Origin of the sequence: Spiroplasma endosymbiont of Lasioglossum malachurum (assembly GCF_964020065.1) — a bacterium.
In the GTDB taxonomy this organism is placed as follows: Bacteria; Bacillota_I; Bacilli_A; order Mycoplasmatales; family VBWQ01; genus Spiroplasma_E.
Window position 1 is genome coordinate 415,055 of record NZ_OZ026534.1, and the last position, 16,868, is coordinate 431,922.

The following is a 16,868-nucleotide window of genomic DNA, read 5'->3' on the forward strand; positions in this document are numbered from 1 at the left end:
TTTGAAAGGAAGATTAAAAGAAATGCCTATAAAAAATGAAATTTTACAAAATCTTGAAGCAAAATCAGAAGAAAATGTAGAACAAAAACCTACAAAATGAAAAAAATTTAAAACAAAACATCGAACAACCGCAAAAATTATAAAAGTGACTAAAGGTGCTGTTGCTGCTGCTAGTGGTGCTTTGTATATTAATCCTATTGCTCAAATAAGCGCTTTAGTTACTGCTACTGTTGCGGGTGGTGTTAGTGTTGTTAGTGACCGTTCTGAAGAACAATTAAAAACTGATATAATAACTGCTGCTGCTAGTGCTGGTGCTGTTGGTGGGATTGCCAATGCTGTAATATTACCTGTTTGTATTCCTGTTGGTGCTGCTGTTGGTGCTATTACTTTTGGCATAGATGCAGCAAAAAAATTTGATGAAAAACGAAGAAGACAAATTGAAGTTGACAATGATAAGTTTGCAGATAAAAAACCGCTATAAATAATATAGATTCACAAATTGAAGTAAAAATAGAATCAAAGAAAATGGCCAGTTTATAATTAATTTTTAGATTTAAGATAGTCTATGTTATAATATAAGTATATTACTTTTTAAGGTAATAAATCCCCAATAACATGATTGGGGATTTAGTTTTTTTAATATTTTTTAACATTAAAATGTGTATAATTTATTTTTATATATATTGTGTGTTAAAAAATAATAAAAAAGATTAAAAGATTAAAATTTGAGGAGATGAAGTTAATATGAATAATACAAGTGATATAAATGATAATTTTGTTATTAGTAGAGCAGTACTGTCAGATGTTTCATGTACCTCTTGTGCTAGTGTCATCGAAAGACATTTTATCAAAGAAGATGGTATTACTGTTAGTATCAATTTTGCTACTAAAAAAGCACAATTTAGTTATGATCCTAAGTTTTGAAATGAAAAAAAAATTAAAAAAGCAATGCATCATTTAGGATATGAAATTTGTAAGTTTGAAACTGAGATTAAAGATATAAAAACGAGTCACCAAGTTGATATGAAAGATATTACAGATGATCATAGTAGTCATAGTCATAGTAGTGAACAACATCAATCTCATATGTCAGAACAACATCATAATCATCAACATAATGTTAAATTACGTGATTTAATTGAACTTATTATTGGTTGAATATTGTTACTACCATTATTATTAATTATGATACCAAATACTTCATTTTTTGATAGTTTACGTAATCCTTATGTCCAACTTGCACTAGCACTTCCAATTCAATTTTATTTTGGTCGTAAATTTTATATTGGTATTTATCGAGAATTAATTAAACAAAAATGACCCGGTATGCATACTTTAGTAGCACTAGGAACAACAACGGCATTTATTTTTTCTATTTATTTAATGATAATTAATAAAACCGAACACTTATATTTTGAAGTTAGTGCTTCAATTATTATGATTGTTTTACTTGGTGATTTAATTAGTGCTGTTGCACAGAAAAGGGCTACTAGTGGCTTAGAAAGTTTAATGTCATTAAAGCCAAAATCAATCTTAAAATATGATTATAATACCAAAACAGAAACTTTTATTAATATTGAAGATGTACAATTAAATGATATTTTAATTATTCGAAAAGGTGAAAATATTCCTACTGATGGTCAATTAATTAGTGAAGAAGCATTTATTAATGAATCAATGTTAACTGGTGAATCGCAAGTTATTACGAAACAAGTTAACCAAAATTTAATTGGTGGAACTAATAATGTTGGTGATAGTTTTAGAATGAAAGCAACTAAAATTGGTAAAGACACAGTATTAGCAAGTATTATTAAGGCAGTTGAAGATGCACAATCTCAGAAACCAAAATTACAAAAATTGGCTGATAAAATTTCTGGGTGATTTACACCAACTGTTATTTTAATTGTCATTTTAGTTTTTCTTATTCGTTATTTTGCAGTAGGTAATGGTGTGCAAGAATCATTAGAAATTGCAATTGCAACTTTAATAATTGCTTGTCCTTGTGCATTAGGGATTGCAACACCATTAGCAGTTGCTGTTGGAATTAATAAAGCAGCAAAAATAGGAATTATTTATAATAAGGCTAGTGCTTTTGAAAAAATTACTAAGATTGATACCATTTGTTTTGATAAAACAGGAACATTAACTACTGGTAATTTGGTTATTACTAAAATTTATGGTCAAGAAAAACATGTTAATAAGGCAATTGCTATGGAAAAACATTCAACACATCCTTTGGCTTTAGCTTTTTCTTTATATGCTAATACTAATAATGTTGGACAATCATTGACAATTACCGAAGTTAAAGAACAAATTGGTTTTGGTATTAAAGCAAAATATCAAACTGAAGAATTACAAATTTCATCACTTGAAAATTTACAAAAAGCAAAAATGCCATTTAGTCCATTTCTAAAAACATTTAATTTTGAAACAGTTACTCCTAGCCAGAAAGTATTGGCATTGGCAATTAATAAAGTTGTTACTAATATTTTTATTTTAGAAGATGAATTACAAACAAATGCATTATTAACAATTGAAAAAGTTAAAAAACAGGGAATTGAGGTTATTTTAATTAGTGGTGATAATGAATCACAAACACTTGCTATTGCTAATCGCGTTGGGATAGAAACATACTTTGCTAATGTTACACCACAAGGTAAATCACAAATTGTTGCTGATTTACAAGCAAAAGGGAAAAAAGTAGCGTTTGTTGGTGATGGTATTAATGATGTTATTGCCTTAGAACAATCTGATTTAGCAATTGCAATGGGCTCTGGTAGTGATATTGCTAAAAAAATTGGTGATATTACTATTCTTGATAATGATATTAGTATTATTTATAAGGCTATTGTTTTAACTAAAAAAACTAAAAATAATATTTGAATGAATTTTATTTGAGCATTTAGTTATAATATTATCATTATTCCATTAGCTGCTGCCGGATTTATTATTCCACCGTTGGCTGCAATTGCGATGGCTCTTTCTGATATAACTGTTGTTGGAAATTCATTAATTTTTAAATGAAGAAAATATAAATATTAGATAATATATAAATTAATAATAAATAAAAAAGTACTTTATTTTTTTGAAAGGGGAAATTTAAATGGCTAGACAAAATGAAGAAAAAAGAGCAGAGCTTGATCAAAAGATATCTATTTTACAGGAAATGATACGTATTATAGAAGAAAAAAATAATGTTGAACCAAACCCTGATGAAAAGTTGATTAGAATTAATCAACTGATAATTGATGATTATAAGAACAAACTTTCTCTATTAGTAAAAGAAAGAGAAAATAATGATTGAGAAACAATTAATTTAGAAGATATTGATAAACCATCTACAAGTCAAAATAAATGAAGTTTATCAAAAATATAAAAAAAGTTACCTTTCTCTATAACCCTACTAGGTAAGTATTTTGATTATACTTTATCATTGTTGATTTGTATAGCAATTTTAGTGTTTTTTTAAAATTTCAATATTTTTTTATATTTAAAAGAGTCAGATTTAAAATCTGACTCTTTTAAGGAATTATCTGTTTATCTATTTGTTTTTAGGATTTTCTTCAGCATTAGCTCATAATGCTGCTGCTTTTCCAAAAGCCTCAGTATGTTTTAATTCTGGGTGTTCTGCTTTAACTTTTGACAATGTAGTTTTCATAAAAATATTAAAAACAGTAGGTTTTTTTTGCTGCCATATTTTCCTTCTCCTTTCACTTTTCTTCAAGTATATAGGGACTTCGTCCCTCGCCACTACGTGGCTCACCCAAATTATAGTCCCAGTAGGTTCACTGGGACTATAATCATTTTTATTTATCTTTATTTTTAAGTTTATCTTTTTTCTTTAAAATATTATTCAATTTATCCAAACCAGCAAATTTAATATCACTATAAGTCATATCGATACTACTTGCTTCTTTAAGGTATTTCTTAGGTGATAATTCACTTTTAAGTTCATGCACATAATGTAAAGCCCTAGAATTATACCTTTTCAACCAATGTCTAGGAAAAAATAAAGTCATAGCCATTGCTTCACCGCTATAACTTGGAGGCATTATGCCTTTTTTAATCATTTTCTTTGTTCTACGTCGTGAAAACACTACTTTATTATAATCCTCAATATTAGTATATAAATTAAGATTAAATATAACAACAAAGCCCAAAAAACGCATTCTTTTAACTTGCACAACATACTCTACTTTTTCTCTTGCTTGTACTGGTATTCTATTAGGGTGTTGTTCATTCAAATACATTGTACCATTAAACATGTGACCTATTAACTTACAAAATTGTCCTAAACTTTCTTGTTGATTTTTAAACTGTACTCCTAAATCATTAGAATTTATTTTTAATGCTAATTCATCTAAAATTATTAAATCTTGTTCCTCAAAAGCATAATTACTTGCTAACTGATTAAAAGTAAAAACATCATTATAATTAACCAAATAAGAATAACCATTTTTTAATTTAATAGGAAAAGGACTAACTACTCGTTTTTTATGAGTTTGTGCTAAACAACAAGCAAGAGCAGATTTACCAGTGCGTGGTGGCGCTGAAATAATATAACTACCTACACGTTTTAAAATTTTAACATTACGAATAGTTATAAGAATTGGATAAATAATCATAATCAAACCTATAACCAATAACACGTAACCATATCATGGCATTATTTAACCACCTTATTTTTATTTTTAAACTTACTTTTAATTCAAAAACAAAATTTCATAAAATATGAACCAAAAACAAAAGAAAAAATAAAATTAAAAATAAACAATAAAAATTGAACATCAAAACCAGAATTTTCATAAAATAATTTTAATTTATCTACATCAAAATTAAAAAATAATGCAGTAACTAATGATATTAAAAAACAAACAACAACTGTAATCAAAATTTCACATCAAAACAATCTTTTATTTTCCATAATAAACTCCTAACCTATAATTAAACTAATTGCTCTAATAAATAACCATAAAGGTATAATATTTTCTATTCCACTAACAATATCAACATTTAAAGCAGTACTAATCGTATCTGAAAAAATATGTCGTAATAAACTATCTGTTGTAAAAAGAAATTGTCTTAATGGTTCAACTGGTAAAACTTTACCAACAACACCATAAAGTATTCATCTAAAAGCATTACGCAGATGACCAAAAACATCATATCAACTAACACGTTCATACTCAGGGTTAAAAGGACTATTTGGTGGTACTGGAACAATATCTTTGGAAGAAAAAATATTCATCTGACCAAATTTAACATGCAAACCGTCACGATTAGTTAACGAAGATAAATCAAAATCAATTGTTAAATGCTTTAAATTTGGAACACGAACCGGCATAGTAACAAAATTATATTTTCCTAAATTATAAACACTATCTTTATCATTTAATACACCTTTAAAATTATAACGAATATTACCCTCATAATCTAAAAATGAAAATGTATAAATAGAAAAAAAATAACTAAAATATTCAGCAGAAATATAAAACATAAAACCTTGTATATAAAAACTCAAAGGTTTTGTAATTTCAAAAGTCAACTTAAAACTTAAATTATTAGAAACATTATAATTTCAAAAAACTAACTCATTAAACTTACCAGTTTGTATATAATTATGATTAAATAAAATAAGAGATAACTGGTTTAAATCTTGCTCTGTAAAATCATAATTTGTAGACAAATCACTAACTCGTCTATCAAAATTACCTACCACATCAGAATGAAATTGAATTGAATAAGGAGTATCAGTAGTTTTATGTACAACAGCAGAAACTAATTTTAAATCTGGTTGGCCAACATCAAAATAAGCAGAGTTTCATGGAATAGTTGCTCAATCATTAAATATAATGATTTTAATGGGTTTAACCATATCGCTAGTTATAGTGTAATTACTTTCACTAGGTGCATTAAAAACAATTAAACTAGTTGGTGCTTGAACAGTACTATTTACAACAAAAAATAATTTAACAAACTTAAATCACATAATTATTTACCAAATAAACATTTTAAAATTCACCATGAACCATAAAATATAATAAATCCAATAAAAAACTGAGTTCCATAAACCACTAAATTTCATAAAATAGTAGTAAAATCATCAACTGGACTACCTATAAACATAGTTCAATAATCAACTATACATTGATGTATTTTATTGTAAATATCTCAAACACTCATAATTAACACCTACCCAAATAATGACCTAAAAACAAATTTAATACTACGATAAATAAAATTAAAAAATACACCTAATACCAACCAAAAAGTCAAATTAAATAAAATATAAACTTCATCAGTAATATTTGGTTGATTTAAAAATATACTAATATCATTACTAGAAAATATAAAAATTAAATGCAATATACTATTAACAAAATCACTCATAAATTAAGCACCTACAAACTTCCCTTTTTTATTTTCAACACCCTTAGACTTATTTCTTAAACGTTTTCTTTCATGTTGTTTAGCAATTTGCTTTCCAACAAATTTTGAACTTCCTTTAATATTTCTATAACTTTGCTTTACAGTACCCGATATAAAAACTGGCTGAATATCAATATTGCTGAATTATACTTGTAAGTGCAAGTAAATAAAATTGCAAAAAATTCTCATATAAAAATTTCATAATGCTAAATTTAGTTTAGAAAAAAGTAAGGAGTTTTTATATGAGTTATAAACATCTTGGCATAGATGAAAGGATTTATATTGAGAATCAATTGAAATTTAAATTTAAAATTAGTGAAATAGCTAAAAATCTTAATCGAAGTATTAGTACTATTATTCGAGAAATTAATAGAAATAAAGATAATAATCATTATTTTTCATTAATTGCACAAAATAAAGCTGAAAATCGAAAACAATCACATATTAGTTTTCATAAGTTTAAAAATAAGAATTTAGTAAAATATGTACAACAAAAATTACTATTAGGTTGATCACCTGAACAAATTTATGGCAGAATTAAAAATTTTCATAAAGAGTAAGTTATTAGTTTTAAAACAATTTATACTTGAATTTATTTTGGAATGCTTGATAAAGTTACTAGTAAAAATTTAAGAAGAAAAGGTAAAAAACGAAAATCTAAAGAAAATCGTGGCAAGTTTAATGGTAAATCAATTAAAGAACGAGATATAAATGTTAATGATCGTATAACACTTGGTCATTGAGAAGGAGATACTATAGTATCATCAAGAGGCAAAATCAAATCATGTTTAATAACTTTAGTTGAAAGAGTATCAGGATTTACTTTAGCAATATTAGTTAAAAACAGAACTACTAAAGTTATTAATAAAAATGTCAGTTATTATTTATCAATTCTTCCTAAAAACATTGTTAAAACTATTATTTTTGATCGTGGCAAAGAATTTTCAAATTGACAACAACTTGAAAAAAATTTAGATGTAAAAATTTATTTTGCCAATCCATATTCACCTTGACAAAGAGGTACTAATGAAAATACTAATGGTTTAATTAGAGAAAAATTTCCTAAAAAATTTATTTTTTCAAAAACTAATAAAAATGAAGTTCATAAATTTATATTGTCTTTAAATCAAAGACCGAGAAAAATATTAAATTATCTTTCACCAATCGAATATTTGGATAGAAAAATAATTTAGTTGCACTTACCTTTACAATTTAGCAAAAGAAAAACGATACTTAATTTATTATTATAATATATTTTAATTATTAGTGTGTTAATAAACTATAAGAGTATATTTTTAAAAATATTAAGTTTTTATTTTTTAAAAACATAATTATTAATAATATATCCAACTCCATGTTCATCATTATTTGGAGCAATAGTTTTACCATATGGTTTTAAAGCAATATTAGCATTTTCCATTACTATTGGATGACCAGATACTTCAAACATTGGTAAATCATTAAATCCATCACCAATCGTTAATGCATCTTTAGTGTCAATATTTAAATGATTACATAATCATTGTAGTGCTGAACCTTTATTAATGTTTTTATTACCAATTGAAAAAACATTTGTATGATATTGAACAATTGTTAAATCCGGAAAGTTAGTTTCAAAATTATTAATGAATTTTGTAATTTCATTAGCCTTTCAATATTTTTCTAAAATAACCATTACTTTTGAAATTGGCATTTTAATATCAGTACTATTAGTTAACTTAATAATTTTAATTTGCAGATTTTCAACTCATGTACTTCAACTATTAGCCGCATGGTTAACATACAAAGTATCAATACTATTAAAATGTAAAATCATTTGTTTATTATATTTGGTTAATCATTCATAAAGTTTAATTGTTGTTTCTGAATTTAATTGTTGTAAATAAATTCATTTATGTTTAGTATATGATCAAATTTCAGCGCCATCATTACCAATAATATAACCATCATATTTTTCAGCATTAATCATTTTACCAACACGAATAGCATTTTCACCATATCTACCTGTATTAATTACAACTTTAATATTATTTTTTTGAGCTTTTAAACAAGCATTAAGATTAATTTCACTTAAGGCACTGCCACTATCAAATAAAGTACCATCTACATCAGTAAAAATTATTTTTACCATCAATCATTTCCTGCTTTCTTTTTTCTATTATTTTATTAATATTATAAAGATAAAATAATAAAATACTATATATTTCCATAGAATAAAATTTCTTAAATTAAAATAAAATATTATGTTTAAAATATAATATTTTATTTTAATTTTTATATAATAAAAATTTCAAAAAAGAAAAAAACCTTTAATGAAAAACATAAAGGTTAATAAAATAATGTATGGTGCGGAACAAGGGACTTGAACCCTCATGCCTTTCGGCGCCAGAGCCTAAATCTGGTGCGTCTGCCAGTTTCGCCAATTCCGCATTTTGGTGTCCCGTATAGGCCTCGAACCTACAACCCTCAGATTAAGAGTCTGATGCTCTGCCAATTGAGCTAACGAGACATCTAGGGGAATAAAAAACAAGTAATTATAATACTTGCAGTCTAAATATTAATTAATGGTGACTCGTACGGGGATCGAACCCGTAATGTAGGAATGAAAATCCTATGTGTTTACCAATTCACCAACGAGCCGTAGAAAACAAGAGTTTAGAATAATGGCGCCCAGTATAGGATTTGAACCTATGACACTTCGATTAACAGTCGAATGCTCTGCCGCTGAGCTAACCGGGCATTTACTAAACCTTAATTATTATATTGAAGAAAAGTATAATTTGCAATAACTAATAAAGTTTTTTTATTTTTTTCTTGATTACGGCAATGTATATGCTTTATTAATCATTTTTAAAAAATTCTCATATAAAAATTTCATTTAAATTAAATGCTGAATTATACTTGTAAGTGCAAGTAAGCTAAATTGTAAAGGTAAGTGCAACTAAATTATTTTTCTATCCAAATATTCGATTGGTGAAAGATAATTTAGTATTTTTCTCGGTCTTTGATTTAAAGACAATATAAATTTATGAACTTCATTTTTATTAGTTTTTGAAAAAATAAATTTTTTAGGAAATTTTTTTCTAATTAAACCATTAGTATTTTCATTAGTACCTCTTTGTCAAGGTGAATATGGATTGGCAAAATAAATTTTTACATCTAAATTTTTTTCAAGTTGTTGTCAATTTGAAAATTCTTTACCACGATCAAAAATAATAGTTTTAACAATGTTTTTAGGAAGAATTGATAAATAATAACTGACATTTTTATTAATAACTTTAGTAGTTCTGTTTTTAACTAATATTGCTAAAGTAAATCCTGATACTCTTTCAACTAAAGTTATTAAACATGATTTGCTTTTGCCTCTTGATGATACTATAGTATCTCCTTCTCAATGACCAAGTGTTATACAATCATTAACATTTATATCTCGTTCTTTAATTGATTTACCATTAAACTTGCCACGATTTTCTTTAGATTTTCGTTTTTTACCTTTTCTTCTTAAATTTTTACTAGTAACTTTATCAAGTATTCCAAAATAAATTCAAGTATAAATTGTTTTAAAACTAATAACTTACTCTTTATGAAAATTTTTAATTCTGCCATAAATTTGTTCAGGTGATCAACCTAATAGTAATTTTTGTTGTACATATTTTACTAAATTCTTATTTTTAAACTTATGAAAACTAATATGTGATTGTTTTCGATTTTCAGCTTTATTTTGTGCAATTAATGAAAAATAATGATTATTATCTTTATTTCTATTAATTTCTCGAATAATAGTACTAATACTTCGATTAAGATTTTTAGCTATTTCACTAATTTTAAATTTAAATTTCAATTGATTCTCAATATAAATCCTTTCATCTATGCCAAGATATTTATAACTCATATAAAAACTCCTTACTTTTTTCTAAACTAAATTTAGCATTATGAAATTTTTATATGAGAATTTTTTGCAATTTTATTTACTTGCACTTACAAGTATAATTCAGCATTTAAAACATCATTTTTTTGTGAACTTGTGTTTAAGACAGTTACAGTTAAACTTCCTATAGTTGATGCAAATGTTAAAACACTTAATGCTGTTAATATTTTTTTCATTTTTCCATCCTTCTATTTTATTTTGACTTTATTTAAGAAGTCAATTTTACTTTACTACTTTTTGAAGACAAATTCACAAAAATTATATTTTTTAAAGTTAAAACTTTTTTGCTGCTTCTTTAATATACTGTTCAAATTTATCCATCGTTTTTTCTGGCCCTAATGCTGACAAACCTCCACCTTTTGCTAATATTTTAGAACCAATAAGTAAATTAGCATCATTTTGATGAAGTTCTTGAACCTTAGTACCACAAATAAGAATTGGTTCTACTACTTTAGCACCTACAAATTCTCATGTCCCTTTTAAATAAGTTGCATGATTACCTCATAAATATCAGCCATATGGTGCTCCTTGTGTCGCCAAAATTTGAACTTTTAAATGTGGTAATAATCCTCTAGCTTCACCTTGTTTGGTATATTTATAATCAAAAGTTTTACCAGCAACTAAGATGTGATCTAAATAATTTTTTGTCATGCTAGTAACATTAAAATTTGTCATTGGTGTTGTATATATAACTTTATTAACATTTTTTAGTTGATTAATATAATAATCAGAATCTTTTTCATTAAAATATGAAGTAAAGTTTTTTTGCGTAATAGTAATACTTGCCATTGGTATTTGATTTAAATCTAATTCAATTATTGAATCTTCTGGATGAAATTCACGATAATATTTAACAAAACGAGATACTAAACTTTCAGAATAAGATAGTTCTTTTTTAATCATAGAAGAACGAATTACTAATATTTTATTTGCCATTATTTTTGCCTCCGAAATATCTAAAATAACTTTATAATTTGATTTTATCAGTTTTTATTTATTATTTTTTAAAAAATAATAAATAAAAATATAGTTTTATGCTAAATTGTAAAGGTAAGTGCAACTAAATTATTTTTCTATCCAAATATTCGATTGGTGAAAGATAATTTAATATTTTTCTCGATCTTTGATTTAAAGACAATATAAATTTATGAACTTCATTTTTATTAGTTTTTGAAAAAATAAATTTTTTAGGAAATTTTTCTCTAATTAAACCATTAGTATTTTCATTAGTACCTCTTTGTCAAGGTGAATATGGATTGGCAAAATAAATTTTTACATCTAAATTTTTTTCAAGTTGTTGTCAATTTGAAAATTCTTTGCCACGATCAAAAGTAATAGTTTTAACAATGTTTTTAGGAAGAATTGATAAATAATAACGGTAATGTTTAGTAATCTGTGTAACTTACAAAAATAACTATGTTTAATTAATTCTAGTAAATATAATTAAATGACTAGAAAGAGTGAGTTACAGATGGCTAAAAAAGATAACTTTAATAATAATGATCCAATATCAAAAGCAGTAGATTTATTATTAGAAAATACTGAAGATTTAACAACAGTTTTTAAAGAAGGGGGTTTATATAAAGAATTAACAAAACGTTTAGTTGAAAAAAATGTTGAATTCTGAGATGCAAAATTATTTAGGATATGAAAAAAATCAACATAGTAATAGTGACAATGCTCGTAATGGTATAAGTTCAAAAAAATTAATAACTCAACAAGGTAAAATTGAGATTGATGTACCACGAGATCGTAATAGTAATTTTACTCCTGTAATAGTGCCAAAAAGACAGAGAAGATTTGATGGTTTTGATCAACAAGTTCTTTCCTTATATGCAAAAGGTATGACATTATCAGATATTAGAATGCAGTTACAAGAGTTATATCATGGTGCTGATATTAGTGAAAGTGTTATTAGTCAAATTACTGATGATGTGATTGATGATGTCAAAGCATGACAAAATAGACCATTAGAAGGCATTTATCCCATTGTTTATTTTGATTGTATAGTAGTTAAAGTACGACAAGATAAACGCATTATTAACAAATCAGTTTATATAGCTTTAGGTGTTGATTTAGAAGGTAAAAAAGATGTTTTAGGTTTATGAATTAGTGAAAATGAAGGCGCTAAATTTTGATTAGCAAATTTCACAGAAATGAAAAATCGTGGCTTAAATGATATTCTTATTGCTTGTAGTGACAACTTAACAGGCATGTCAGAAGCAATACAATCAGTTTATCCTAAAACTGAACATCAATTATGTATAGTTCATCAAATCAGAAATAGTTTAAAATATGTTTCATACAAACATCGAAAATCACTAGTTACAGATTTAAAGCCAATTTATAATGCATGTAGTGAAGAACAAGCAATGCAAGCTTTAGAATCATTTGAAAGTAAATGAAATAAACACTATCCTCAAATTGCTAAATCTTGATATAAAAATTGAGATAATTTAATGATTGCTAAATTTAAAAATATTGCGTATAATTTATAAAATGTCAAAATTTAAGAATAACGGAGAATGAAAAATGTCTGAACAAGAAAAAGTTTCTGCTGAACAAAAAATTATTAATATTGCAGTGATAGCACACGTCGATGTTGGAAAGTCAACATTAGTTGATGCTTTATTAAAGCAATCAAATATTTTTCATCAAAACCAAGTTATTGTTGAACAAATAATGGATAGTAATGATCAAGAACGTCAACGAGGAATTACTATTTATTCTAAAAATTGTTCAATCATGCATGGTAATACAAAAATTAATATTATTGATACACCTGGTCATGCTGACTTTTCCTCTGAAGTTGAAAGAATTATGAAAACAGTAGACTGTGTTATTTTACTAGTTGATAGTGTTGAGGGACCAATGCCACAAACTCGTTTTGTATTGCAAAAAGCACTAGAACATAACTTAAATCCAATTTTAATGATTAACAAAATTGATAAAAAAGACCAAAGAATTGAAGAAGTAAAAGATGAAGTATTAGAACTTTTTATGGAATTAAATGCTAATGATGAACAGTTAGACTTTCCAACACTTTATGGAATTACTAAACAAGGTATTGCCCAATATGAATTAAATCAACCAAGTGAAAATTTAGAACCATTATTTGAAACAATTATTAAACATGCTAAAATTTCTAAATTAGTAAAATATAATGAGCCTTTACAAATGCAAATTAGTTCATTAGATTATGATAGTTTTATTGGCAGAATTGGAATTGGTAGATTATTTCAAGGTACTATTTCTGAAGGACAAGAAATAATTGTTGTTGATGATTATGATTTAAAAAGAAAAGCTAAAGTAAAATATTTATTTGTTTATCAAGGATTAAAACGAGTAGCTGTTAAAAACGCTGTTGCTGGTGATATTGTTTGCATAGCGGGTATTGAAAATATAACAATTGGTAATACTATTTGTGATAAAGATAATGTTGTGCCAATGGAACCAATTACAATACAGGCTCCAACAATGTCAATGAATTTCCTTGTTAATAATTCACCATTTTCTGGAACTGAAGGTAAACTAGTAACTAGTAATAAAATTAAAGAACGTTTAACAAGAGAATTAGAAACTAATGTTGGTTTAAAAATAGAACAATTATCTGGAAGTAATGCTGATGGTTTTAAAGTTTTTGGTCGTGGTGAATTACATTTATCTGTTTTAATTGAAAATATGCGTCGCGAAGGCTTTGAATTAGGTATTTCTAAACCGGAAGTAGTATTTAAAAAAGATGAAAAAGGACACACCACTGAACCAGTCGAAGAAATTATTTTAAATCATCCTACTGAATATAGTAGTACTGTTATTAATAATTTAAATCTAAGAAAAGGTATTATGACTAATATGGATTCTGATAATGTTCGTGATAAAATTATTTTTCATATTCCAACAAGAGGATTAATTGGATTTGGTCGTCAATACGTTAATATTACTCGTGGAACTGGTATTATGGTTCGTAGTTTCCTTACATATGAACCATTAAAAGGCAAAATTAATAATAATAGAAATGGCGTTCTAGTAAGTATGATTACAGGGACAACATTACCTTATGCTTTAAATTCTTTAGAAGAACGTGGTACTTTATTTGTTAAACCACAAACTAAAGTTTATGAAGGAATGATTATTGGTTTAAGTAATCGTGATAAAGATTTAGATGTTAATCCTTGCAAAGCAAAACAATTAACAAATACTAGAAGTTCAGGTAATGATGAAGCTGTTAGATTAACACCACCAACTATTTTTAGTTTAGAAGAATCTTTAGAATTTATTGCTAGCGATGAATTAGTTGAAGTAACACCACAAAATATTCATATGCGTAAAAAATTCTTGACTGAAAATGAACGTAAACAAAATAGAAATCGTAAGTAATACTTACGATTTTTTTAAAGATTAAAAGGATTATAATTTACACAGTTAACTGTAGATACTCTATTTTTCATAATCATCATAATCCTTAAAGTAATCATTTACAACAGTACTTTCAACAATACCACCAATCATAACAGTATTACCGTTACTATCTCTTTGTGTTTTAAAATAAAATACATTTGTTGCACTAAAACTTTCTTTAATTATATCTGCAATTGTCATTTTTTTAATGCCACGAACTATAATAGGATTTTTACAATTACGACTAAAAGCATATGCCCTAACACCTACATCTGTCTGATTTATAGATTTAACATCATCTATTGCTTTTGTAACATATTTTCCTAAATATTTAATAACAAATTCATTTGTGCCTTTTTTAACTACTTTTAAATCATTAAAACCATGAGTTCATCATTCTGCTAACATACTTTTATATATCTTTCTATTAAAAATTATATGAAAATGAATAGCACCACGAGATTGATATTCATAAACATAAAAATATTTTAATTCTCCTAAATGTTCAAAACGCTTAGGGTCATTTCATCACTTCTTTAATTTAAGAAAAAATAAACGAATATCTTTTTTTGCTTTTTTAATATCTTATATATTATCTTTATAAGTTAAAGTAACAAAACTCAACATTTTACTATCATAAAAATTATGTAATGCTTTTTGAATTAAATTATTCTTAGTACGAACAGTATTATTTCTTAACTTTTGTTTATTACCAACATAAGATTTACCTTTCTTATTTCCAATATTATTTAAAAAAGAAACAGGTAAAACAACATTTTTAACATAACAAGCATAAAAAATCTTTTTAACATAAAAATCTTGTTGAATATCCATACATAAAACTCTACAATCTAGGTTTTTAAAAACCAAATTTTATATATTTTAATAACAAACAAATCTTAACATAAAAAATTATAAAAGCAAACACAAAACAATTGTGATACTTAATTAAATTTATTATAACACCGTAACTTTGAAAATAAATAAAATTTTATTAATTTTATTATTAAAATATCATTTTAAAGCTAAATTGTAAAGGTAAGTGCAACTAAATTATTTTTCTATCCAAATATTCGATTGGTGAAAGATAATTTAATATTTTTCTCGGTCTTTGATTTAAAGACAATATAAATTTATGAACTTCATTTTTATTAGTTTTTGAAAAAATAAATTTTTTAGGAAATTTTTCTCTAATTAAACCATTAGTATTTTCATTAGTACCTCTTTGTCAAGGTGAATATGGATTGGCAAAATAAATTTTTACATCTAAATTTTTTTCAAGTTGTTGTCAATTTGAAAATTCTTTGCCACGATCAAAAGTAATAGTTTTAACAATGTTTTTAGGAAGAATTGATAAATAATAACTGACATTTTTATTAATAACTTTAGTAGTTCTGTTTTTAACTAATATTGCTAAAGTAAATCGTGATACTCTTTCAACTAAAGTTATTAAACATGATTTGCTTTTGCCTCTTGATGATACTATAGTATCTCCTTCTCAATGACCAAGTGTTATACGATCATTAACATTTATATCTCGTTCTTTAATTGATTTACCATTAAACTTGCCACGATTTTCTTTAGATTTTCGTTTTTTACCTTTTCTTCTTAAATTTTTACTAGTAACTTTATCAAGCATTCTAAAATAAATTCAAGTATAAATTGTTTTAAAACTAATAACTCACTCTTTATGAAAATTTTTAATTCTGCCATAAATTTGTTCAGGTGATCAACCTAATAGTAATTTTTGTTGTACATATTTTACTAAATTCTTATTTTTAAACTTATGAAAACTAATATGTGATTGTTTTCGATTTTCAGCTTTATTTTGTGCAATTAATGAAAAATAATGATTATTATCTTTATTTCTATTAATTTCTCGAATAATAGTACTAATACTTCGATTAAGATTTTTAGCTATTTCACTAATTTTAAATTTAAATTTCAATTGATTCTCAATATAAATCCTTTCATCTATGCCAAGATGTTTATAACTCATATAAAAACTCCTTACTTTTTTCTAAACTAAATTTAGCATTATGAAATTTTTATATGAGAATTTTTTGCAATTTTATTTACTTGCACTTACAAGTATAATTCAGCTAAATAAAAA

16 protein-coding genes, 4 tRNA genes and 1 pseudogene are annotated in these 16,868 nt (G+C 25.4%); 7 read left to right on the plus strand and 14 right to left on the minus strand.

The window, feature by feature from the left end; translation table 4 throughout:
* The first annotated feature begins 22 nt into the window (after positions 1-22).
* From AACK95_RS02375 to AACK95_RS02385, 3 genes are all read left to right on the plus strand, one after another.
* On the plus strand, positions 23-481 hold the full coding sequence (locus AACK95_RS02375) for a hypothetical protein (protein WP_338980591.1): 459 nt from the start codon (positions 23-25) through the stop codon (positions 479-481).
* A 263-nt stretch (positions 482-744) separates the two neighbouring features.
* Positions 745-3,042 (plus strand): cation-translocating P-type ATPase, encoded by a 2,298-nt coding sequence (locus AACK95_RS02380; RefSeq protein ID WP_338980592.1) that lies wholly within the window; start codon positions 745-747, stop codon positions 3,040-3,042.
* A gap of 61 nt (positions 3,043-3,103) precedes the next feature.
* Positions 3,104-3,376 (plus strand): hypothetical protein, encoded by a 273-nt coding sequence (locus tag AACK95_RS02385; RefSeq protein WP_338959512.1) that lies wholly within the window; start codon positions 3,104-3,106, stop codon positions 3,374-3,376.
* Positions 3,377-3,806: 430 nt separating this feature from the next.
* Here the strand turns inward: AACK95_RS02385 and AACK95_RS02390 are convergent, their stop codons facing one another.
* The 3 genes from AACK95_RS02390 to AACK95_RS02400 are packed head-to-tail and all read right to left on the minus strand — an operon-like array spanning position 3,807 to position 5,989.
* A complete protein-coding gene (locus tag AACK95_RS02390) occupies positions 3,807-4,667 on the minus strand; it encodes a hypothetical protein (RefSeq protein ID WP_338980593.1) in 861 nt (286 codons plus the stop codon).
* Positions 4,667-4,924 (minus strand): hypothetical protein, encoded by a 258-nt coding sequence (locus AACK95_RS02395; RefSeq protein WP_338980594.1) that lies wholly within the window; start codon positions 4,922-4,924, stop codon positions 4,667-4,669. Before AACK95_RS02395 ends, AACK95_RS02390 begins: the two co-directional genes overlap by 1 nt.
* Before the next feature lie 9 nt (positions 4,925-4,933).
* Positions 4,934-5,989, minus strand: coding sequence for a hypothetical protein (locus AACK95_RS02400; RefSeq protein WP_338980595.1), 1,056 nt, complete (start codon positions 5,987-5,989; stop codon positions 4,934-4,936).
* A 682-nt stretch (positions 5,990-6,671) separates the two neighbouring features.
* On the opposite strand from AACK95_RS02400, the gene AACK95_RS02405 reads away from it, so the two are divergent.
* Together AACK95_RS02405 and AACK95_RS02410 are read left to right on the plus strand one after the other, a co-directional pair.
* Complete coding sequence (locus AACK95_RS02405; protein ID WP_338979691.1) at positions 6,672-6,989, plus strand: helix-turn-helix domain-containing protein; 318 nt, start codon at positions 6,672-6,674, stop codon at positions 6,987-6,989.
* Between the two features lie 42 nt (positions 6,990-7,031).
* Complete coding sequence (locus AACK95_RS02410; RefSeq protein ID WP_338980596.1) at positions 7,032-7,622, plus strand: IS30 family transposase; 591 nt, start codon at positions 7,032-7,034, stop codon at positions 7,620-7,622.
* 119 nt (positions 7,623-7,741) lie between these two features.
* On the opposite strand, the gene AACK95_RS02415 is transcribed toward AACK95_RS02410, so the two are convergent.
* The 8 genes from AACK95_RS02415 to AACK95_RS02445 all read right to left on the minus strand — a co-directional run bounded on the left by AACK95_RS02415 (position 7,742) and on the right by AACK95_RS02445 (position 11,293).
* Positions 7,742-8,560, minus strand: a complete 819-nt coding sequence (locus AACK95_RS02415; RefSeq protein ID WP_338980597.1) for a Cof-type HAD-IIB family hydrolase — start codon at positions 8,558-8,560, stop codon at positions 7,742-7,744.
* Between the two features lie 213 nt (positions 8,561-8,773).
* Positions 8,774-8,858: transfer RNA gene (locus AACK95_RS02420), tRNA-Leu, on the minus strand.
* Between the two features lie 4 nt (positions 8,859-8,862).
* Positions 8,863-8,938, minus strand: a tRNA-Lys gene (locus AACK95_RS02425).
* A 56-nt stretch (positions 8,939-8,994) separates the two neighbouring features.
* Positions 8,995-9,069: transfer RNA gene (locus AACK95_RS02430), tRNA-Glu, on the minus strand.
* 24 nt (positions 9,070-9,093) lie between these two features.
* Positions 9,094-9,168 (minus strand) — tRNA-Asn (locus AACK95_RS02435).
* A gap of 202 nt (positions 9,169-9,370) precedes the next feature.
* Complete coding sequence (locus AACK95_RS07120; RefSeq protein ID WP_422397157.1) at positions 9,371-10,000, minus strand: IS30 family transposase; 630 nt, start codon at positions 9,998-10,000, stop codon at positions 9,371-9,373.
* 3 nt (positions 10,001-10,003) lie between these two features.
* Positions 10,004-10,321 (minus strand): helix-turn-helix domain-containing protein, encoded by a 318-nt coding sequence (locus tag AACK95_RS02440; RefSeq protein ID WP_338980598.1) that lies wholly within the window; start codon positions 10,319-10,321, stop codon positions 10,004-10,006.
* Positions 10,322-10,630: 309 nt separating this feature from the next.
* Entirely contained in the window at positions 10,631-11,293 is a 663-nt protein-coding gene (locus tag AACK95_RS02445) for an FMN-dependent NADH-azoreductase (protein ID WP_338956870.1), read from the minus strand.
* Between the two features lie 535 nt (positions 11,294-11,828).
* On the opposite strand from AACK95_RS02445, the pseudogene AACK95_RS02455 reads away from it, so the two are divergent.
* Positions 11,829-12,822: pseudogene (locus tag AACK95_RS02455) on the plus strand (IS256 family transposase); the annotation flags it as partial.
* 67 nt (positions 12,823-12,889) lie between these two features.
* The gene (gene typA / locus AACK95_RS02460; protein WP_338980601.1) at positions 12,890-14,734 is read left to right on the plus strand and encodes a translational GTPase TypA; all 1,845 of its coding nucleotides are present in this window, start codon (positions 12,890-12,892) and stop codon (positions 14,732-14,734) included.
* Between the two features lie 60 nt (positions 14,735-14,794).
* Here typA and AACK95_RS02465 read toward each other — a convergent pair whose 3' ends face one another.
* The 3 genes from AACK95_RS02465 to AACK95_RS02475 form a co-directional block, all read right to left on the minus strand.
* Positions 14,795-15,337, minus strand: coding sequence for a rolling circle replication-associated protein (locus AACK95_RS02465; RefSeq protein WP_422397158.1), 543 nt, complete (start codon positions 15,335-15,337; stop codon positions 14,795-14,797).
* Between the two features lie 3 nt (positions 15,338-15,340).
* On the minus strand, positions 15,341-15,589 hold the full coding sequence (locus AACK95_RS02470) for a hypothetical protein (RefSeq protein WP_338980603.1): 249 nt from the start codon (positions 15,587-15,589) through the stop codon (positions 15,341-15,343).
* A gap of 214 nt (positions 15,590-15,803) precedes the next feature.
* Complete coding sequence (locus tag AACK95_RS02475; RefSeq protein WP_338980604.1) at positions 15,804-16,754, minus strand: IS30 family transposase; 951 nt, start codon at positions 16,752-16,754, stop codon at positions 15,804-15,806.
* Between the last annotated feature and the right edge of the window lie 114 nt (positions 16,755-16,868).